This is a genomic window from Streptomyces sp. MMG1121, from assembly GCF_001280015.1.
Classification (GTDB): domain Bacteria; phylum Actinomycetota; class Actinomycetes; order Streptomycetales; family Streptomycetaceae; genus Streptomyces.
This window is the reverse complement of sequence record NZ_LGDV01000001.1, coordinates 313,157-333,697: the sequence shown is the minus strand read 5'-3', so window position 1 is coordinate 333,697 and position 20,541 is coordinate 313,157. Positions and strand designations below refer to the sequence as shown.

The 20,541-nt window shown below is 71.3% G+C and carries 18 protein-coding genes; 9 read left to right on the top strand and 9 right to left on the bottom strand.

Annotated features, from left to right (window positions below; translation table 11 throughout):
* Positions 1–62: 62 nt before the first annotated feature.
* The 3 genes from ADK64_RS01495 (at position 63) to ADK64_RS01485 (ending at position 2,144) form a co-directional block, all read left to right on the top strand.
* Entirely contained in the window at positions 63–1,145 is a 1,083-nt protein-coding gene (locus ADK64_RS01495; protein WP_053654082.1) for a sialidase family protein, read from the top strand.
* Positions 1,146–1,182: 37 nt separating this feature from the next.
* The gene (npdG, locus tag ADK64_RS01490) at positions 1,183–1,887 is read left to right on the top strand and encodes an NADPH-dependent F420 reductase (protein WP_053654080.1); all 705 of its coding nucleotides are present in this window, start codon (positions 1,183–1,185) and stop codon (positions 1,885–1,887) included.
* Between the two features lie 65 nt (positions 1,888–1,952).
* Entirely contained in the window at positions 1,953–2,144 is a 192-nt protein-coding gene (locus ADK64_RS01485; protein ID WP_053654078.1) for a hypothetical protein, read from the top strand.
* On the opposite strand, the gene ADK64_RS01480 is transcribed toward ADK64_RS01485, so the two are convergent.
* Entirely contained in the window at positions 2,134–2,934 is an 801-nt protein-coding gene (locus ADK64_RS01480) for a site-2 protease family protein (protein ID WP_053654076.1), read from the bottom strand. The genes ADK64_RS01485 and ADK64_RS01480 overlap by 11 nt on opposite strands.
* A 106-nt stretch (positions 2,935–3,040) precedes the next feature.
* Between ADK64_RS01480 and ADK64_RS01475 the strand changes: the two genes are divergently transcribed.
* The gene (locus ADK64_RS01475) at positions 3,041–3,529 is read left to right on the top strand and encodes a DUF6578 domain-containing protein (RefSeq protein WP_053654074.1); all 489 of its coding nucleotides are present in this window, start codon (positions 3,041–3,043) and stop codon (positions 3,527–3,529) included.
* Positions 3,530–3,567: 38 nt separating this feature from the next.
* Positions 3,568–6,834: a BTAD domain-containing putative transcriptional regulator gene (locus ADK64_RS01470; protein ID WP_234384424.1), complete on the top strand. Its 3,267-nt coding sequence runs from the start codon at positions 3,568–3,570 to the stop codon at positions 6,832–6,834.
* 25 nt (positions 6,835–6,859) lie between these two features.
* Here the strand turns inward: ADK64_RS01470 and ADK64_RS01465 are convergent, their stop codons facing one another.
* From ADK64_RS01465 to panB, 3 genes are all read right to left on the bottom strand, one after another.
* Positions 6,860–7,681, bottom strand: coding sequence for an ABC transporter permease (locus tag ADK64_RS01465; RefSeq protein WP_053654072.1), 822 nt, complete (start codon positions 7,679–7,681; stop codon positions 6,860–6,862).
* On the bottom strand, positions 7,678–8,703 hold the full coding sequence (locus ADK64_RS01460) for an ATP-binding cassette domain-containing protein (protein ID WP_053654070.1): 1,026 nt from the start codon (positions 8,701–8,703) through the stop codon (positions 7,678–7,680). Before ADK64_RS01460 ends, ADK64_RS01465 begins: the two co-directional genes overlap by 4 nt.
* A gap of 211 nt (positions 8,704–8,914) precedes the next feature.
* Positions 8,915–9,781 carry a 3-methyl-2-oxobutanoate hydroxymethyltransferase gene (gene panB, locus ADK64_RS01455; protein WP_053654069.1) on the bottom strand — a complete coding sequence of 289 codons (867 nt, stop codon included), beginning with the start codon at positions 9,779–9,781 and terminating at the stop codon, positions 8,915–8,917.
* 199 nt (positions 9,782–9,980) lie between these two features.
* Here panB and ADK64_RS01450 point away from each other — a divergent pair, with 199 nt between their 5' ends.
* The 4 genes from ADK64_RS01450 (at position 9,981) to ADK64_RS01435 (ending at position 14,829) form a co-directional block, all read left to right on the top strand.
* Positions 9,981–11,567, top strand: coding sequence for an MFS transporter (locus ADK64_RS01450; RefSeq protein ID WP_053654067.1), 1,587 nt, complete (start codon positions 9,981–9,983; stop codon positions 11,565–11,567).
* A gap of 76 nt (positions 11,568–11,643) precedes the next feature.
* A complete protein-coding gene (locus ADK64_RS01445; protein ID WP_053654066.1) occupies positions 11,644–12,285 on the top strand; it encodes a TetR/AcrR family transcriptional regulator in 642 nt (213 codons plus the stop codon).
* A 186-nt stretch (positions 12,286–12,471) separates the two neighbouring features.
* The gene (locus ADK64_RS01440) at positions 12,472–13,509 is read left to right on the top strand and encodes an endonuclease/exonuclease/phosphatase family protein (RefSeq protein ID WP_053654063.1); all 1,038 of its coding nucleotides are present in this window, start codon (positions 12,472–12,474) and stop codon (positions 13,507–13,509) included.
* Between the two features lie 102 nt (positions 13,510–13,611).
* Positions 13,612–14,829, top strand: coding sequence for an MFS transporter (locus ADK64_RS01435; RefSeq protein WP_053654061.1), 1,218 nt, complete (start codon positions 13,612–13,614; stop codon positions 14,827–14,829).
* A gap of 50 nt (positions 14,830–14,879) precedes the next feature.
* Here the strand turns inward: ADK64_RS01435 and ADK64_RS01430 are convergent, their stop codons facing one another.
* From ADK64_RS01430 to ADK64_RS01410, 5 genes are all read right to left on the bottom strand, one after another.
* Complete coding sequence (locus ADK64_RS01430) at positions 14,880–15,347, bottom strand: hypothetical protein (protein ID WP_234384423.1); 468 nt, start codon at positions 15,345–15,347, stop codon at positions 14,880–14,882.
* A 453-nt stretch (positions 15,348–15,800) separates the two neighbouring features.
* Entirely contained in the window at positions 15,801–16,385 is a 585-nt protein-coding gene (locus ADK64_RS01425; RefSeq protein ID WP_053654057.1) for a hypothetical protein, read from the bottom strand.
* Positions 16,386–16,930: 545 nt separating this feature from the next.
* Positions 16,931–18,871 carry a S53 family peptidase gene (locus ADK64_RS01420; protein WP_053654054.1) on the bottom strand — a complete coding sequence of 647 codons (1,941 nt, stop codon included), beginning with the start codon at positions 18,869–18,871 and terminating at the stop codon, positions 16,931–16,933.
* A gap of 245 nt (positions 18,872–19,116) precedes the next feature.
* Positions 19,117–19,752, bottom strand: a complete 636-nt coding sequence (locus tag ADK64_RS01415) for a DUF305 domain-containing protein (protein ID WP_053654052.1) — start codon at positions 19,750–19,752, stop codon at positions 19,117–19,119.
* Complete coding sequence (locus tag ADK64_RS01410) at positions 19,749–20,459, bottom strand: DUF3105 domain-containing protein (protein ID WP_053654050.1); 711 nt, start codon at positions 20,457–20,459, stop codon at positions 19,749–19,751. Before ADK64_RS01410 ends, ADK64_RS01415 begins: the two co-directional genes overlap by 4 nt.
* Between the last annotated feature and the right edge of the window lie 82 nt (positions 20,460–20,541).

Sequence of the window (20,541 nt, the reverse complement as noted above, 5' to 3'; positions counted from 1 at the left end):
AACCGGCCACTCGTGACCCGGAGTTCACCCGGAATTCGCCCGACCCGGGGACGTTGCCGGCCATGACCCAAGGCACCGAAGTCTCCGTCCCCTTCCGCGCCGGACACGAGGGCTACGCCAGCTTCCGGATCCCGGCCGTCGTGGCCACCGGCGCCGGCACCCTCCTCGCCTTCTGCGAGGGCCGCGTCGACTCCGCCGCCGACCACGGCCACATCGAGATCGTGCTCAAGCGGTCCACGGACGGCGGCCGCACCTGGGGCCCGCTCACGGTCGCCGCGAGCAACGGCGTCGATCTCGCGGGCAACCCCGCCCCCGTCGTCCTCGACACCGGCCGCATCCTGCTCGTGCACGTCCGCGCCGCGGCCTGTGCGACCGAGGACGCCGTCCTGCGCGGCCAGGTCAAGGACGCCGACGGACGGCGGGTGTGGGTGCGGCACAGCGACGACGACGGCCTGACCTGGTCCACCCCGAAGGAGATCACCGAGCAGGTGAAACGGCCCGGCTGGCGCTGGTACGCCACCACACCCGGGCACGCGATCCAGCTGAGCGGCGGCCGCGTGCTCGTCCCTGCCAACCACACCCTGCCGCCCACCGGCACCGACACCGGCGCTGAGCCGAAGTACAACAGCGGCCACTGCCTGCTCAGCGACGACCACGGCGAGAACTGGTACCTCGGGTACGTCGACGAGAACACCGACGGGTACATCAACGTGAACGAGACCACCGCGGCCGAACTCCCGGACGGGCGCGTCTACTTCAACACCCGCAACGACTCGCCGTCGCCCGGCAACCGCGCCGACGCCCACTCCGCCGACGGCGGCAGGACCCTTGTCCAGCCGTTCCGGCCGCAGGCGGGGCTCGTCGCGCCCGTCTGCGAGGCCTCCGTCCTCCAGCTCCGCGAACCCGACCTGCTCCTCTACGCGGGCCCGGCCGACCCCGCCCACCGCGCCCTGATGACGATCCGCGCCTCCGCCGACGACGGCACCACCTGGCGCCCGGCGTTCACCGCCGACGGACTGCCCGCCGCCTACTGCGACCTGGTCCGCGCCGACGACGGAACCGTCGGACTCCTCTACGAGACCGGCGACTTCGGCGCCTACGAGACGATCACTTTCCGCCGGGTCCCGCTGCACCGGCTCGCCTGACCCGCTGCCGCCCACGGCACGGACGTAGAGTCGCCCCATGACCTCTACCGACAGCGCACAGAAGGCCCCCGCCAAGGACCCCTGGGACCTGCCCGACGTCTCCGGGTACGTCGTCGGCGTCCTCGGCGGCACCGGGCCGCAGGGCAAGGGCCTCGCCTACCGGCTCGCCCGGGCCGGCCAGAAGGTGATCATCGGCTCCCGCGCCGCCGAGCGCGCGCAGGCCGCCGCCGACGAACTCGGCCACGGCGTCGAGGGCGCCGACAACGCCGAGACCGCGCGCCGCAGCGACATCGTGATCGTCGCCGTACCGTGGGACGGCCACGGCGACACCCTGAAGGCACTGCGCGACGAACTGTCCGGCAAGCTCGTCGTGGACTGTGTCAACCCGCTCGGCTTCGACAAGAAGGGCGCCTACGCCCTCAAGCCGGAGGAGGGCAGCGCCGCGGAGCAGGCCGCCGCCCTGCTGCCGGACTCCCGGGTCGCCGCCGCCTTCCACCATCTGTCGGCCGTCCTGCTCCAGGACCCGGAGATCGACGAGATCGACACCGACGTGATGGTGCTGGGCGAGGAGCGGGCCGACGTCGAGATCGTCCAGGCGCTCGCCGGGCGCATCCCCGGCATGCGCGGCGTCTTCGCCGGGCGGCTGCGAGGCGCCCACCAGGTCGAGTCGCTCGTCGCGAACCTGATCGCCGTCAACCGCCGCTACAAGGCACACGCCGGGCTCCGCGTCACGGACGTATGACCCCATGGGGGACACTGGTGACCTCAGCAGTGTCCCCCGACAGGATCCGACAGGAGCCGACCCCCATGCCCCGCATCGCCCTCTACCCCCTCGTCGTCTGCGTCCTCGCCGTGGCCGCCGCCGTCGTCTCCTTCGCCCAGGGCAGCTGGCTGGGGATCGTCTGGGTGCTGCTGGCCGGCCTGTCGTCCAACATGAGCTGGTACTACATCAAGCGCGGCCGGGCCGCCGCCGGGCAGGGCGGGTCCGTCACGGGCTGACCGTGCAGATCTCCGGGGTGCCGCGCCAGAAGCGGTACAGCTCCTGGCCGCAGTAGCGGGAGTAGTCGTCGACGCCCAGGGCGCGCAGGATGGCGTCGATCGCGTCGAAGAACACGCTGTTGACCGACGGCACCCACAACAGCGCGAACACGAACAGCAGGCCGAACTGGGCGAACGGCGCCACCTGGCGCTTCACCTGGTACGACAGCCACGGCTCGATCACGCCGAAGCCGTCGAGGCCCGGCACCGGCAGGAAGTTCAGGATCGACGCCGTCACCTGGAGCAGCACCAGGAACGCCAGCGCGAACCGGAAGCCGGCGGGCACCCCGTCCAGTCCGTGCAGCCAGAACGGCGCGCTGCACACCACCGCGAACAGCACGTTCGTCAGCGGGCCCGCCGCCGAGACCAGGCTGTGCCTCCAGCGGCCCCGGATCCGGCCGCGCTCGATGAACACCGCGCCGCCGGGCAGACCGATCCCGCCCATGATCAGGAAGATCACCGGGAGCACGATGCTCAGCAGCGCGTGCGTGTACTTCAGCGGGTTCAGCGTGAGATAGCCCTTCGCGCCGACCGTGATGTCCCCGCCGTGCAGGGCCGTGCGCGCGTGCGCGTACTCGTGCAGGCACAGGGAGACGATCCAGGCCGCCGTCACGAACAGGAACACGGCGACGCCCGGCCGCTCCGCGTACCCGCTCCAGGTGGCCCAGCCGGTCACCGCCGTCACGGCCAGGATCCCGAGGAAGACGGGACTGACGCGCCGGTCGCCGCGGCGGGTGGTGGCGGTGGTCATCGGCAGGCTCCTGTGGCTGAGAGGGAATGCGCGAGGATCCGAGAGGATCGCGAGGATACGGGGAAAACGTCTCGCGGTCGCCCCCGGGTTCCGCAAGGGTGGGGGAATGCCCCTGATGAAGGTGTTCTACGAGGACTGGCAGATGGGATGCTGCGGCACGCCGTTCGCGGTGGGCGACGAGGTGGCCTGGAAGCTGGTCGCCGTCGACCGGCCGGCCGTCCAGGGCGAGCACTACGGCGCCGACGCGTGGGTGGAGAACCACGGCGGCCCCGACCACCCGACGACCGGCCGGGTCCACGCCGTCGACCTGGTCCACGAGGAGTTCGCCTTCCGGCCGAGGGATCCCGACCCGGACCCCGACCCCGCCGAAGCACGGCGGGGACTCGTCATCCGGGGCACGGGACGCGGCCTGGAGCCCGTGCCCGGGAGCGTCACGCTGGAGTCCGCCGACGGCTGCCCGAAGTGGTTCCAGGAGGTCGACCGCGGCACGGTGGACGGCCTGGCACGGGTCCGCCGCACCTGCGGCGCCCTCGTCACCCTGGACGCCCCGGACACCACGCACGTCCTGCACGTCCCGCGCGGTGGGCAAGACTGACGACTGACGGTATCCGGGCCTCCGGTGACAATGGACCCGTGCGCCTTTCGCTTCTCGGCACCACCCAGGTACTCCGCCCCGACGGTACGTCCGTCCCGGTCGGCGGGGCGCGGCTGCGTGCCCTGCTGACCGTGCTCGCGCTCAGGACCGGACGGACGGTGCCCGTGGGCGTGCTCGTGGACGAGGTGTGGGGCGCCGACCCGCCCGCCGACGCCGCCGGCGCGCTCCAGGCGCTCGTCGGCCGGCTGCGGCGGGCCCTCGGCGCGGACACCGTCGCCTCCGCCGACGGCGGCTACCGGCTCGCCGTCGCCTCCGACGACATCGACCTCACCCGGTTCGAGCGGCTGACCGGCGACGGCCTGCGCGCGCTCGACGACGACCCGGCCAAGGCCGCCGCCCTGCTGGACGACGCGCTCGCCCTGTGGCGCGGCCCCGCCCTCGCCGACCTGCCCGGCCGCACCGCCGAGGCGGCCCGCTGGGAGACCCGCCGGCTGGACGCGCTGCGCGCCCGGCACACCGCCGCCCTCGCCCTCGGCCAGGCCGAGCACGCTCTCCCCGAGCTGACCGCCCTGTGCGACGGCCACCCGCTGGACGAGCCGCTCCAGGCGCTGCGGCTACGGGCCCTGCGCGACGCCGGCCGCCCCGCCCAGGCGCTCGCCGCCTACGAGGACGTACGCCGGCTGCTCGTGGACCGGCTCGGCGTCGACCCCGGACCCGAACTGCGCGCTCTGCACACCGAGTTGCTGACCGCGCAGTCCCCGGAACACCCGGCGTCCGCGAAGCCGCGGGAGCTGTTGCCCGCAGTGGGCAACCTGCCCGCCCGGCTCACCTCCTTCGTCGGCCGGGAAGCCGACATCGATGCCATCGGCGCCGACCTCGCGGGCGCCCGGCTGGTCACCCTGCTCGGGCCCGGCGGGGCCGGGAAGACCCGGCTGTCCCAGGAGGCCGCCGAGGCGGTACGCCACACCGTCCGGGACGGGGTGTGGCTGGCCGAACTGGCGCCCGTGGACGACCCCGAGGCCGTACCGCAGGCCGTGCTCACCGCCATCGGGGCCCGCGAGACCGTCCTGCACGGCGCCGGCGTCGAAAGCATGCGCGCGGTCACCGACCGGCACGACGAACCCCTCGAACGGCTCCTGGAACACTGCGCCCGGCGCCGGATGGTGATCATCCTCGACAACTGCGAGCATGTCGTGGAAGCCGCCGCCACGCTGGTGGCCCGGCTGCTGGCCCGCTGCCCCGGCCTGGTCGTCCTCGCCACCAGCCGCGAACCCCTCGGCGTACCGGGGGAGTTGGTGCGGCCCGTCGAACCGCTGCCGGAGCCGGTCGCGCTGCGACTGCTCGCCGAGCGCGGCGCCGCGGCCCGGCCCGGGTTCCGTACCGAGGACGACCCGGAGGCCTGCGCCGAGATCTGCCGGCGGCTCGACGGGCTGCCCCTCGCGATCGAGCTGGCCGCGGCCCGGCTGCGCATGCTGACCCCCCGGCAGATAGCCGCCCGGCTGGACGACCGCTTCCGGCTGCTCACCTCCGGCAGCCGCACCGTACTGCCCCGCCAGCAGACCCTGCGGGCCGTCGTGGACTGGTCCTGGGATCTGCTGGGCGCGCACGAACGGGACGTCCTCGCCCGGCTGTCGGTCTTCGCCGGCGGCTGCGACCTGGCCGCCGCCGAGGCCGTCTGCGGCCCCGTCGCACTCGACGCGCTCGGCTCGCTGGTGGACAAGTCCCTGGTGGTGGCCGCTCCTTCGGGCGAGAGCGGTATGCGCTACCGGCTCCTGGAGACCGTCGCCGAGTACGCCGCCGAACGGCTCGCCGAGAGCGGGCACCGTACCGAGGCCGAACGCGCCCACCTGGTGTACTACCGCGAACTCGCCCGCACCACCGACCCGTTGCTGCGCGGCCGCGAACAGCGCACCGCCATCGACCGGTTCCAGCTGGAGTACGAGAACCTGCGCACCGCCCTGCGGCACGCCGTCGCCCTCGGTGACGAGCAGGAGGCGCTGTGCCTGGTGCTGTCCCTGCTGTGGTTCTGGCAGATGCGCGACCAGCGCATCGAGACCCGCACCTGGTGCCGGGAGGTCATGGCGCTCGGCCCCGACCCCTTCGCCGCACCCGTCCGCCCGGCCCGGCCGGTGTGGCACCGCTGCACCGACACCCCGCCCCCGTACACCGGCGAGGTGCTCGCCGAGGCCCGGCGCGGACTCCATCTGGCCCATCTCTCCTGCATGGAGACCGAGTTGGAGGCCTGGCAGACCCCCGCGGCACAGGCCAAGCTGCGGGCCGTCACCGAGGTGTACGAGCCGGGTCTGCCGCAGACCTGCCGGGCCCCGGGGGTGCTGTGGTTCTTCGCCGTGATGCTGACCGGCGGCACGGAGCAGCTGCGCACGATCATCGACGCCACCGTACAGACGTGCCGGGACACCCCCGGCTACGAGTGGGAGCTGGCCGGCGCCCTCCAGACGCGCGCCAACGTCCTCGCCAACCGCACCGCCTGGGCGGGCGACGCCTACCGTGACGCCGACGAGGCACTGGAGATCTACCGCCGCCTCGGCGACGCCTGGGGTACCGCCGAGGCGCTGTCCGCGCGCGGCGAGGCCCACGAGAGCAGGGGCGCCTACCGGGCGGCCGGGGCCGACTACCAGGCCGCCATCGAGTACGCCGAACGCCTCGGCGCCCGCGCCCAGACGGCCATCCTGGGCGCCCGGCTCGGCAATGTGCTCATGGAGGTGGGCGAGCTGGAGCGCGGCGAGCGGATGCTGCGCGAAGTCATCGCCGGCCGGGCCGGCGCCCACAGCGAAGCGATGCCCGCCGCCCGGCTCTTCCTCGCCTGCTGGCTCGGCCTGACCGACCGTACCGGCGAGGCGCGCGAGCAACTGCGGCTGCTGCGCGAGGAGTTCGTGATCGCGCACTTCGTGGTCTTCGACGCGATGATCCTCAACCAGGAGGCCTGGCTGGACGCCCTCGACCAGCGGCCCGAGGAGGCCCTGGAGCGCAGTCGCAGGGCCCTGCGGCTCTCCCGGGATCCGCTGTCCGAGATGGTCACCCCGCAGATGCCCTCGTTCTGCCTCGGTGTCGCCGCGTTGGCCCTGGCCGCACTGGACGGCGGCAGCCGGGCCGCGGACGGTGCCCGCTGCCTGGGCGCCTCGGACGCCCTGTTGCCGGCCGGCCATGTCCCCTCCGGGGTGGAGCGCCGGGTCCACGACCGCATCGAGGCCCGGCTCCGGGAGCAGCTCGACGCGGCCGGATTCGCGGCCGCGTACGCCGAGGGCGGTGGCCTCTCCCTCGCGGAGGCCACCGCCCTGGTGTGACGCACCCGTGCGGACACGGTGAACGTCAGCTCTTGGTACGGAACTTGTGAATCGCGATCGGTGCCATGACCGCCGTGATCCCCACCGACCAGATCACCGTCACCCACAGGTGATGCGCGACCGGGCCGCCCACCATCAGGCCCCGGGCCGAGTCCGCCAGAGCGGAGAGCGGGTTGTATTCGGTGAAGTGCCGCAGCCAGCCCGGCATCGAGTCGGTCGGCGCGAAGATCGAGGAGCCGAACTGCAGCGGGAACAGCACCAGGAAGCCCACGCCCTGCACCGACTGCGCGTTCTTCAGCATCACGCCGAGGGTGAGGAACACCCACATGATCGAGGACGCGAACAGCGCCGACAGCCCCACGGTGGCGAACAGGCCCGCCCAGTGGTGGATGTGGAACCCGACCAGGACGGCGACGACCATCAGGATGGCCGTGGCGAACAGCATCCGCGCCAGCTCCACGGCGATCTTCGCGAACAGCACGGAGCCGCGCCCGATCGGCAGCGAGCGGAAGCGGTCCATGACACCGCTGTTGAAGTCCTGGCTGAATCCGGTGCCGACGCCCTGGGAGAGCGTCATGCTCATCATCGCCAGCATGCCGGGGATGACGTACTGCACGTACTGCTCCTGGCCGCCGCCCAGCGCCTGGCCGATCGAGCCGCCGAAGACGTACACGAACAGCAGCGTGAAGACGATCGGCATGAACAGCGCGTCGAACATCGACTCCGGGTCCTGGCGGATCCAGAGCAGATTGCGGCGGATGAGCGCGCCGGTGTGCCGCAGATGCCCGCGCAGCGGGATCCGGACGTCGGCGTCGGCGGTGGCGGCGGTGGCGGTGGCGGCGCTCATACGGCGACCTCCTCGCGGGTCTCGACGGGCGCGGTTGCCTGCGGGGCACCGGCACGGTGGCCGGTGAGGGACAGGAACACCTCGTCCAGGCTGGGCAGTTCGGTGGTGATGGCGGAGATCGTGATGCCGCGCGCGGTGACCGCGCCGACCACCGCGGTCAGCTGCTCGTCGCTGAGGACCGGCACCAGCAGCGTCCCGGTCTCGGGGTCCACGGTGGTGGCCGCGAGCCCGGTGATGCCCAGCTCGTCCAGCATGGCGGCGAGCGGCCGCAGCTCCAGCGGATCGACGGGGCGCACACGCAGGGCGCGCCCGCCGACCCTGGCCTTCAGCTCCTCGATGCCGCCGCTCGCGATGACCTTTCCGCGGTCCACCACGGTCAGCTCGGAGGCGAGCTGCTCGGCCTCCTCCATGTACTGGGTGGTGAGCAGCACGGTGACGCCATCGCCGACCATGGCCTTCACCTCGTCCCACACCTCGTTGCGGGTGCGGGGGTCGAGACCGGTGGTCGGCTCGTCCAGGTACAGCACGGCGGGCCGCCCGATCATGGAGGCGGCGAGGTCCAGCCGCCGTCGCATACCGCCGGAGTAGGTGCTGGCCGGCCGCTTGGCCGCCTCCGTCAGGGAGAACCGCTCCAGCAGCTCGTCGGCGCGGGCGCGGGCGTCCTTGCGGGACAGGTCCAGCAGCCGGCCGATCATGTACAGGTTCTCCCAGCCGGGCAGCTTCTCGTCCACGGAGGCGTACTGCCCGGTGAGTCCTATGACCCGGCGCAGTTGCCGGGGCTGGCGCACCACGTCGTACCCGGCCACGGTGGCCCGGCCGGCGTCGGGGGTGATCAGGGTGGACAGGATCCGTACGAGGGTGGTCTTGCCGGCGCCGTTCGGCCCGAGCACACCCATCACGGTGCCCTCGCGTACGTCCAGGTCGACGCCGTCCAGCGCCTTGGTCTCGCCGTAGTGCTTGACCAGTCCCCGCACCGTCACGGCGTGGCTCTCGCCGACGGGGTCGTCATCGATTCGCGTCATGCGGACGACAGTGCCAGCCCCCACCGACAAACCACCGACAGGGCGCCGACAGCCTCCGACAACTCTCCGACGCCCACCTCAGCCGTCCATCGAGGAACCACGACGGCGGGCCGCCACGTCCGCGAGCGCGGCGCCGGTTCAGGCGCGAAAGAGCGGCAGCCCCGCTGACGGGGGAAGATCAGCGGGGCTGCCTGGGTGTTGCCGCAATGGTCTAGTGGACGGAGTGCTCCTCCAGCGGGAACGTTCCGCCGACGACGTCCTGTGCGAACTCCTTCGCCGCGTCGGACATGACCTCACGCAGGTTCGCGTACTTCTTGACGAACTTCGGTACCCGGCCGGACGTCAGACCCAGCATGTCCGTCCACACCAGGACCTGCGCGTCCGTCTGCGGACCCGCGCCGATACCGACGGTCGGGATGTGCAGCACCCGCGTCACCTCGGCCGCCAGCTCCGCCGGCACCAGCTCCAGGACGACGGCGAACGCGCCCGCGTCCTGTACGGCCTTGGCGTCGCGCAGCAGCTGCTGGGCCGCCTCCTCGCCCCGCCCCTGCACGCGATACCCCATCGCGTTCACGGACTGCGGGGTCAGCCCGATGTGCGCCATCACCGGGATGCCGGACTCCACCAGCAGCCGGATCTGCTCGTGCGAGCGCTCGCCGCCCTCCAGCTTGACCGCGCCGACCCCGGCCTCCTTGACCAGCCGGGTCGCCGAGCGCAGCGCCTGCACCGGACCCTCCTGGTACGAGCCGAAGGGGAGGTCGGCCACGATCAGGGCGCGCTGCGTGCCGCGCACCACGGCGGCCGACAGCATGGTGATCTCGTCCAGCGTGACGGGCACGGTCGTCTCGTACCCGAGGTGGCAGTTGCCCGCCGAGTCGCCGACCAGGATCACCGGGATCCCGGACTCGTCGAAGACGGACGCGGTCATCGCGTCGTAGGCGGTGAGCATGGGCCACTTCTCGCCGCGTTCCTTGGCGAGGGTGATGTCGCGAACAGTGATACGGCGTGTGCCCTTGCCCCCGTACAGCGCTTTGCTGCCGTCGGTGGGCTTCGTTCGGGCAGCCGAAAGCTGCGTCATTGCAACGGCTCCTTCAGTCATCTCGAGGCGCCCTTACGGCGTCCCCGGACCGCCTCCATGGTGGCACCTCGTGCCTGCCAGGACCAGGGGGACCCCCTGTGATCCCGTCGAGTCCGCCTGTACTCCCGCTATGTAAGGTCTTGGTAAAGGAATTAGATACGAGACCGTTCCGTATCGAAATCATCGTAGCCTCGGACACATGACAAGTCCTGTCCCTGCCTCCCGCATACCGGAAGCGGTACACCGGCGCCGATGGGCGATCCTCGGTGTCCTGATGCTGAGCCTGCTCATCGTGGTGCTCGACAACTCGATCCTGAACGTGGCGATCAAGACGATCTCCACCCCGGCGCCCGTCGGCCTCGGCGCCTCCCAGGGCCAGATCGAGTGGGCGATCAACGCCTACACCCTCGTCTTCGCCGGCCTGCTCTTCACCTCCGGCCTCGTCGGCGACCGCCTCGGCCGCAAGAAGGTGCTGATCGGCGGTATCGCCGTGTTCGGCATCGGTTCCGCTCTGGCCGCCGAGTCCGGCTCGCCGGGCCAGCTGATCGCCTTCCGCGCCCTGATGGCCCTCGGTGCCGCGTTCGTCATGCCCGCCACCCTCGCCGTGCTCATGAACGTCTTCGAGCGCGAGGAGCAGCCCAAGGCCATCGGCATCTGGGCCGGCGGCGTCGGCCTCGCCATCGCCATCGGCCCGATCACCGGCGGCGCCCTCCTCGACCACTTCTGGTGGGGCTCGGTCTTCTTCGTCAACGTGCCGATCGTGATCGTCGCGCTGCTCCTGATGACCTGGCTGGTGCCCGACTCCCGCGACCCCAGGCCGGGCCGCCTCGACCCCGTCGGCGTGGTCCTGTCCGTCGTCGGCCTCGTGCTGCTCGTCTACGGCATCATCAAGGGCGGCGAGCTGGCCGACTTCACCGACCCGAAGGTGCTGGCGACCGTCCTCGGCGGCCTCGCCGTCCTGACCGCCTTCGTCGTCTTCGAGAAGCGCAGCGACCACCCGTCGCTCGACGTCACCTACTTCAAGAACAAGGTCTTCTCGGCCGCCATGAGCGCCATCGCGCTCGTGTTCTTCGCGCTGATGGGCGTCACGTTCTTCGGTGTCTTCTACACCCAGAGCGTGCGCGGTTACTCGCCGCTGGAGTCCGGTGTCCTGATGCTGCCGCTCGCCGCCGCGCAGATGATCTTCGCGCCGCGCGCCCGGCTGGTCGTCGACCGGATCGGCAACAAGGCCACCACCACCGCCGGCCTGCTGCTGATCGCCGCGACGCTGGCCGCCTTCGCCACCTTCGAGGCCGACACCCCGATCTGGCTGCTGGAGGTCGTCTTCTTCCTCATGGGCACCGGCATGGCGCACATCATGACGCCGACCTCGGTCGTCATCATGCAGGCCCTGCCGCGTGAGAAGGCCGGCTCCGCCTCCGCGCTCAGCAACACCTTCCGCCAGGTCGGCGGCGCCCTCGGCATCGCCGTACTCGGCTCGGTGCTCGCCACCGCCTACCGCAACGGCATCGAGGGCAAGCTCGGCCTGCTGCCGCCCGCCCTGCGCGACAAGGCCGGCGAGTCCATCGAGGCCACCCTCGGCATCGCCCAGAAGCTCGGCCCGCAGGGCCAGGCCCTGATCACCCCGGCCAACGACGCGTTCCTGCACGCCATGCACGTCACCGCCCTGTGCGGTACGGGCGTCGCGCTGGTCGGCGCCGTGGTGACCGGCCTGTTCCTGCCGGGCAAACCGACGGCCGGTCAGCAGGGCGAGAAGGAGAAGGAGTTGATCGCGGCCGCGGACTGACGTGGACCGAGGTTCTCACGGGGGAAGGAGGCGGCTGCGGGACAATCACCGCAGCACAGTGAGAGGACGGAACGAAGTGAGCCTTGCCGACACCGACACCGACGGCCGGCTGCGACCGGACGGGCCCGTACGGGGCCGCCCCCGCAGCGAGGCCGTGGAACGCGCCATCATCGAAGGCGTGATGAAGCTCCTGGAGGAGGGCGTCCCCCTCGCCGAGCTCTCCATCGAGCGCGTCGCCCGCACGGCCGGAGTCGGCAAGGCCACCATCTACCGCCGCTGGAGCGGCAAGGAGGAACTGTTCGTCGACGTCGTACGCGCCGCCGAACCCGCCGACCCCGAACTCCCCGGCACCAGCCTGCGCGACGACCTCGTCATCCTGCTGGAGTCCCTGCGCCGGCGCGGCCTCGCCAGCCGCTCCTCGGCGATCCTGCACAACGTGTACGCCCAGATGAAGAGCAGCCCCAAGGTCTGGTCGGCGTACCACACCAGTGTCATCGCACCCCGCCGCGCCCTCGGCATGGAGGTGCTGCGCCGGGCGCGGGACAACGGCGAACTCCGGCCGGACGTCGACCTGGAGCTGGCCAACGACCTGTTCGTCGGCCCCATGCTGCTGCGCAGCACCCTGCGCCCGGAAGGCGACCTGCCCGAGGACCTCGCGGAGCAGATCGTCGACACGGTCCTGGAGGGCCTACGGCCCGTCAGCTCGACAGCCTCGTAGCATCCATGTGCGCGTTTCGTCACAGACCCCAGGTGTCCCGGGGGCAAACGGAACTCGCAGCCCCGCCTCGCTCGTCCTGGACTTCCGACGGCCGTCACCGGACGGCGGGAACGTAGCCGATCATCCCCTAGGGTCGGAAGAGCACGGGGGATGACGGTGTGCACGGCAGGCAGTGAGGCAGACGGTATGGCGCAGCAGGCGTACGTTTCGGAGACGGTGGGCGACGGCTCGGGGCCCGAGCGACCGGGATCCCGGCTCCGGCGCCTGTTCTCCGGCTGGCGCGGAGATCCGCGCGTCTGGCGCCGGGGCATCGTCCTGGCGGTCCTCGCCCTCCTCCTCGCCCTGGTGATGCTGCTGCATTCGCACATCCCGAACCGGGTGGGCAACCTCGGCAGCCTCACGGAGACCTTCCTGCCCTGGCTGGGCCTGGCCATCCCGCTGCTGTTCGGCTGCGCCCTGATCCGGAAGTCGGCCACCGCCCTGATCGCGATCCTCCTGCCGGCGATCGTGTGGCTGAACCTCTTCGGCGGGCTGCTCATCGACCGGACCGGGGCGGGCGGCGACCTGATGGTGGCGACCCACAACGTCAACGCCGACAACCCCGACCCCGCCGCGACCGCCCGCGCCGTCGCCTCCTCCGGCGCCGACGTGCTCGCCCTGGAGGAGATTCCCGGCAACGCCGTGCCCGTCTACGAGAAGGCGCTCGCGCCGACGTACCAGCACCACGCGGTCTTCGGCACGGTCGGGCTGTGGAGCAAGTACCCGATGACCGATGTCCGTGCCGTCGACATCAAGCTCGGCTGGACGCGGGCGATGCGGGCCACGGTCACGACCCCCGAGGGCCCGGTCGCGGTGTACGTCGCGCACCTGCCTTCGGTCCGGGTGAAGATCGAGGCCGGGTTCACCGCGCGGCAGCGCGACAAGAGCGCCGACGCGCTCGGCGAGGCCATCGCCGACGAGCCGGTGAAGCGGGTCGTCCTGCTCGGCGATCTGAACGGTACGATGAACGACCGCTCGCTCAACGCGGTCACCTCCCAGCTGCGCTCCACGCAGGGCGCGGCGGGCAGCGGCTTCGGGTTCAGCTGGCCGGCGAAGTTCCCGATGGCCCGGATCGACCAGATCATGGTCAAGGGTGTCGAGCCCGAGAGCTCCTGGACGCTGCCGCGCACGGGCAGCGACCACCTTCCGGTGGCTGCGCGTGTGAAGCTGGACACGTCGTCGTAACCCGCCGGAATACTGGGCCTGAGAGACTTTGTTCCGCTACTGAACTTAGCCGGGCGGAACTCCGCTCTCCCTGACGTCTCCCCTGAAAGGCAAAGGCCCTTCATGCCCCTGGCCCTGCTCGCTCTGGCCGTCGGCGCTTTCGGAATAGGTACGACCGAGTTCGTGATGATGGGCCTGCTGCCCGACGTCGCGGACGACCTGCACATCTCGATCCCGGCCGCCGGACACCTGGTCTCCGCGTACGCGCTGGGCGTCGTCATCGGCGCCCCGCTGCTCGCGGCGCTCACCTCGCGCATGTCCCGGCGCACGGTCCTGATCGCCCTGATGGCGTTGTTCGTGGCGGGCAACGCCCTCTCGGCCTTCGCCCCCGGCAACGACTCCCTCCTCGCCGCCCGCTTCCTCAGCGGTCTGCCGCACGGCGCCTTCTTCGGCGTCGGCGCGGTCGTCGCGACGGCGATGGTCCCGCCGGAGCGCAAGGCCCGCTCGGTGTCGCTGATGTTCCTCGGCCTGACCGTCGCCAACATCCTGGGCGTCCCCGCGGCCACGCTGATGGGCCAGCACCTCGGCTGGCGGGCGACCTTCCTGGGCGTGAGCGTGATCGGCCTGGCCGCGATCGCCTCGCTGGCGCTGCTGATCCCGCACGACCGGCAGCACGCCGCCTCGTCGGCCGGCCTGCGCGGCGAACTGGCCGCGCTGAAGTCCCTGCCGGTCTGGCTCGCGCTCGGTACGACGGTGGCGGGCTTCGGCGCCCTCTTCGCGGCCTACAGCTACGTCACCCCGATGCTGACGCGGTCCGCGGGCTTCGCCGAGACGAACGTGACGCTGCTGCTGGCCCTCTTCGGTGTCGGCGCGACGGCGGGCAACCTGCTGGGCGGCCGTCTCGCGGACCACTCGCTGCGGGGCACGCTCTTCGGCGGCCTGGCTTCGCTCGGCGTGGTGCTGCTCCTGTTCCCGGTCCTGATGCGGGGGGAGTGGAGCGCGGCACTGGCGGTGACCCTGCTGGGCATGGCGGCGTTCATCACCGGCTCCCCGCTCCAGCTGATGGTGATGGAGAAGGCGGCGGCCGCTCCGTCCCTGGCCTCCTCCGCCAACCAGGCGGCCTTCAACCTGGCGAACGCCGGCGGCGCCTGGATCGGCGGCCTGGCCCTCGCGGCGGGCTTCGGTACGACGTCGCCCGCGCTGGCCGGTGCGATGCTGGCGGTGCTGGGGCTGGGTGTGGCGGGGGTGGCGTACGCGGTGGACCGGCGCCGGGTGACTCCGTCGGCGGGTCGGGTCGTCACGTCCCACGTCCCCGAGGAGTCGGGCGCGCTGCACCACTGAGTCCGGCGCTTTCCACCCCCTTTCCACCCCCTTTCCGTCCCCGGCGGCAGTCAGCGGTGGCGCATGCCGTACAGCGGGCGTGGGTCGCCGCTGCCGGTCGGCACGGCCGGACGGAATCTGTGGCTGAAATCCATGGGGATGTCCAGGGCCAGGAACTTCTTTCCGTTCCCCGTCCGGGCGCGCAGGCGGATCCGCTGCCGGGCCACCGGTACCGTGTCGGGAAGCCGAAGGTTCCACGCCTGTCTCCACGGCCCGGCGGGCCGCCTCGGAGCACCCGACAGTCTCGCGCCCATCCCCGCCAGCAGATCGGGCAGCCGGTAGCTTCTGTCCAGCATCTTCACCGGACCGAACTTCATGGTCACATTGCAGGTGACCCGGGTCAGGTCGACGGTCTCCTTGAGATGGCCGTACATCTCCCAGCGGACCTGGTGCCCGAGCCACGGCAGTGCGGGGGTCAACGTGATGTCGAGGATTTCCAGGACATAGGTGTCGTCGCTAGCGTCCTCCACCAGGCGCATGTTCACCTCGCTCAGCCCGCGGTGTCGCGGATACGGATGTCGCCGCCCGTGGTGTGCGCCCGACCCGGCGGCGAAGTGTCACTCGGGGCCTCGTACCGCCGGGGCACGGCGGCGGCGCGCACAGGCGGCCGCCTCCATCGCCGCTGTCCAGCGGGCGAGGAGGCCGGGAAGGGGCGACTACCCCGCCGTGCACACCCAGGAATGCCGCTCTGCGCCTTCTGTCACCCGATCGGGGGTGAGGGGAACGCCGGAAGGACGGGGGGCGTTCGGGCGCAGGTCACCAGAAGGGTCGGTTGGTGAAGGCGATTCCTGCCGCCCGGCCGCCAGGCTGCGGAGCCTGGCGGCCGGTCCGGGCGGGGTGTGCACGGCGCGGGATTGTCGAACAATGGTCGAGACGGGGGCCCCGGCCCGATTGCGGCGGGCCGGGGTTCCCCTCATTCAGCCGGCGGTGGACTAGTCGTCGTCCCGGTCGCCGCCGCCACCGCCCCAGCCGTGGTGCCGGACCACGCGGAAGCTGGCGATCACTCCGTTCTCGACCTCGATGCCGTCGGGCGGGCAGGCGCGCACACCGAAGCTGTCGCTGTGGGGGCCGACGGTGGCGATGGGGCCGCCGTTGTCGCAGACCGCCCCGCGGAAGACCTCCACCCGCTTGTGGCTGTCGTTGCGGATGTTCAGGGTCCGGGCGCCCAGGCCGCTGATGACGGTGATGCAGTCGCCCGGGTGGGCGGAGTAGGACCGCTCGTTGATCTGGATGCGGCCGTGATCGCGGTGGCGGCCACCTTCGTCGCGGCCACCCCCCTCGTCGTGGCCGCCACCCTCGTTGCCCTTGCTCTGCGTACCACCGTCCCGGGGTGCGCCGGGGGCGGGCGCCGGGGCGGCTGCCTCCGGGGCGGCTGCCACCTGGGCGGGTGCCACCTGGGCGGGTGCCGCCTGGGGCACCGGGACGGAGGCGGCCGAAGCGTAGGTGATACCGGTCGCGACGAGAGCTGCGGCACCCGCGATTCCGGCGGTCACCATGTTGGAACGGGCGAGCTTCATATCTCTTCTCCTGTGTTCTCGTTTCTCCGAGATGCCGGCCCGTCAGCCGGCGTGAGATCAAAAGTACTCATATCCGACTTATCCGCGATATTCGAGAAAGGGGAACATGCTGCCGTTCGGGGTACTCCCGGCCTCGGGCGGCGCGCCTTCGAGGGGGCGGCGGAGACACAAGTGGCCCGAGAAAAAGTGGGATTGACATACTTTTAGGCCTTTGGAGTGATCCTTTGACTCCTGCTCACCTACGGCCGAAGCGTGTCGATGCGAATGTCGTGCCGTGAGCCGTGCTAAGCGACCCTGTCCGGGCCGCCTCCGGTGGCCCAGCTCGCACCACACCGTCCTGCGGCCCGTCCCTGCTCCACGCCCCGCCGCTCGGTCACCTCGATGCGGGTACGGCCACGGTGGTCCGGCATGCCGACGACGCGAACGGTCACCGGTGCGCCCTGGCCGGGGCGGTCGATGACGTGGGTCGGCAACCGCGTTGCGCGCAAAGAAAAAGGGGGGCGTGGGGTCCCAGGACCCCACGCCCCCCGCTGCTCAGCGGAGCGTCAGTGCTTCTTCGCGTACGACTGCACGTAGCCGTTCGCGGGCGAGCCCACACCGGTCACGTCGTCGTAGCCCTTCACCGCGGACAGCGAGCTGTCCTTGCCGAGGCTGCGGACCGAGTACAGCAGGCCGCCCTTGGCGTCCAGGCCGTTGGCGAAGTCCACCCGGGCGACCGCCAGGTCGGTGCCGGTCGGCTGGTCCGTGACGTCGTGGAAGACGCCCTTCTTGCCGTAGTCGGCGTAGATCGACGGGTTGGCGAAGCCGATCGCCTTGCCGTGCGCCTCCTGGGCCAGGGCCTGGATGGCCGCGATCGTCGGCGCGGCCAGCGAGGTGCCGCCGATGCGGTACTCGCTGTACTGCTGCGAGCCGTCCGGGAAGGTCTGGGTCTGGCCGACCAGGAAGCCGGTGTTCGGGTCGGCGATGGCCGCGATGTCCGGGACGACGCGGTTGCCGGCGGCGTTGTTGGCCGTGGCCAGCGCCTTGGGCACGACGCCCTTCTGGTAGTACGGCTGCGGTACGGTCTTGCTGGTGCCGCCGCCCGCGCCGCCGGTGTAGGCGCCGGGGAAGCCGGTCCAGCTCTTGCCGTCGGCCGCCAGGGTGGCCTTCTCGGTGCCCCAGCCGGTCTCCCACTGGTACGTGTCGCCCTTGCCGACGGCCAGCGAGGTGCCGCCGACCGCGGTCACCCAGGCCGAGTTGGCCGGCGAGTCGACCTGCTTCGTACCGGTGTTGGCGACCTCGTCGCCGTTGTCACCGGAGGAGAAGTAGAAGCCGATGCCCTGGACCGCGCCCAGCTGGAAGACCTGGTCGTAGGCGGCCGCGAGGTCCGGCGTCTGGGCGGCCTCGGTGTCGCCCCAGGAGTTGGAGACGATGTCGGCCAGGTGGTTGTCGACGACCTTGCTGAGCGAGGCCAGCAGATCGTCGTCGTAACAGGAGGCCGCACCGACGTAGGTGACGTCGGCGTTGGGTGCGACCGCGTGCACGGCCTCGACGTCGAGGGTCTCCTCGCCGTACCAGCCGGCCGCCTTGCACTCGTCGGTCCTGGTGTAGTTGTCCGGCAGCACCTGGTGCAGCTGGCCGGTCGTCCAGGCCTTGTCGCCGTTGTTCAGCGCGTACTTGCCGGCGTCGAAGGCGATGGTCGGCGAGGCGTAGGCGTCGGTGATGGCGACGCGGACGCCCTTGCCGGTGTACGTGCCGGCGCCGTAGGCGGCGCGCAGCTGCTTGCCGGTGTAGCCCTTGACGGCGTACGGGATCTTCTGGCCGTAGGCGTCCGGCAGGGTGCTGGCGGTCTTCGAGCCGTAGTACGAGGAGAACGGCCCGGCGTTCTTGAACACGGCGTCCGGCGGCGGCAGCTGGTCGTCGTGGGTGGCCGTGTGCGGGGCGTTGTCCAGGCCGGTGACGGTCAGGACGGCACCCTGCAGACCGGCCGGCACGGACGCGGTCTGCTCCGGAGCACGGTAGGTCTTCGTGCCCTTGGTGTAGTTGTGCAGCTGGGTGCCGAAGGCCTTCTCGGCGGCGGCCACGTCACCGGAGACGGCGACGTAGTGCGTGGTGACCGAGGTGATCGTCAGGCCGGCCGACTTCAGCCAGGACTTGACCGCGGCCACCTGGGCCTTGGTGGCCCCGAAGCGGGCCTGCGCCGTCTTGGCGCTCAGGTACTTGCCGTACTGTGGCGAGCTGGGGTCGGACACGGCCTTGGCGTAGGCGGCGAGTCCGGCCGCGTCCTTGCCGGCCAGGTAGACCCGGGCGTTCACCTGGGCGCTGTTCGCGGTAGCGCCCTTGTCCGTCTTGGCCGTGGCCCAGGCGGGCTTGGTGCCCTTCAGTGAGTCACGAGCGGGGCTGTCCGCAGCGTGGGCCGCGGGTATGCCCAGCGCCAGCGCGCCGGCGATCATGGGCAGTGTCGCTGCCATGCTCACGGCGCGCAGCTTGGCGCGGTTGGATCTCATAGAACCCCCTGCGATGCGGTTCGCATGCATGTAGTGGTCGATACGCCGTGGCTCCGCGCGCCGACCCGCGGCGGTGTCGGCCGGCAGCGCTGGATCACACGATGGGGGCCACTCTTACGATGAACCGTTCATGCCAGGGGAACGCAATGGTCAATAGAAGGTCAAGTGACCGTCAGGTAGGGCGATTTGCGCCCTTCATCCGCACGGTCTCTTACGGCGGCGTTACGGAACCGCTCGCCCGATGTTCATGAACGAGGCTTCGCGCCCCGCTCCTTGAGCATCCCGGCCATCACCTGCAGCTCCGACTGCTGCGCGTCGACCATGCCTTGGGCCAGCCGCTTCTCCACGCCTACGGTGCACTGGGCAACGCACCCTTCGGCCATGTGGATACCGCCCTTGTGATGGTCCGTCATCAACTGCAGATAGAAGATCTCGGCCTGCTTGCCGCTCAGCGACTGGAGCTTCCTCAGCTCCGTGTCGGTCGCCATGCCCGGCATCAGCGAGCCGTCCCCGCGCTCGGGCATGTCACCCATGCCCATCCAGGACATCGGCGGCTTGGCCGACACCTTCGGCAGCCCCCACAGATCCAGCCAACCCAGCAGCATGCCACGCTGGTTGGCCTGGGTCTGCGCGATGTCGTAGGCGAGCCTGCGCACGTCCTCGTCGCCGGTGCGGTCCCGCACGATGTACGACATCTCGACGGCCTGCTGATGGTGCACGGCCATGTCCCGGGCGAACCCGGCGTCGGCCGACTCCGCGCCCGGCGCCGTCAGCACCGACGGGCCGCCGGAGTCCTCGGCGACCGCGTACGTGACCCCGCCGGCCGCGACGAGCACCGCCGCCGCGGCCCCGGCGATCCAGCCGATGCGCTGCCGGGTCACTTCATGACTCCACCGGTGCACGAGGCCCCCGGCTCGGGCGTCTGCGGGCCCTGTACGTACGCGGCGAAGAACTTGTCCACTTCCGGATCACTCGCGCTCTTCACGGTCACCTGACGGCCCCACGCCGACAGGATCAGCGGCGCGGCCTGGTCCGCGTACGGGCTCATCAGCGAGTACGGCGTCTTCCGCACCTTCGCCGCGAGCGCGTCCACGTCCGCCTTGCTCGCCTTTCCGGTGTACGTCACCCAGACCGCGCCGTGCTCCAGGGCGTGCACGGCGTTCTCGTCCTGCACCGGCTCGGTGTAGACGTCACCGTTGCAGTCCAGCCAGACCGGGTTGTGGTTGCCGCCGACCGGCGGGTGCATCGGGTACGACACCTTCGTCGTCACATGCGTGCGCGACAGATCGCCGGTCCAGGTCAGCACCCCGTCCTTGCCCTTGACGAAGTGCCCGGAGTCCCCGGAGTTCCCGGCAACCCCGGGGCCCTTGTCGTCGTCGCGCGCGCTGTCCGACTTCACGTCGGCCTGGGACTTCCCGTCCGACTGGGAGTTCACGAGGACCACACCGCCGACCACGAGCCCGACGACGACCACCACACTGGCGGCGATGACGAGCACCCGGCCGCGCCGCTCGCGGGCGCGCTCCGCACGCCGTATCCCCTCCATGTGCGCCTTGCGTGCCTCGGTGCTGTTCTTGACGGGGCCCATGAGGTGTCCTTCTGGGGAAAAGGGACGGCAGTGGGAAGGGTGGGGCCCGTTGATCGTAGTGGGGAGGGGGCGTCTTCCGTAG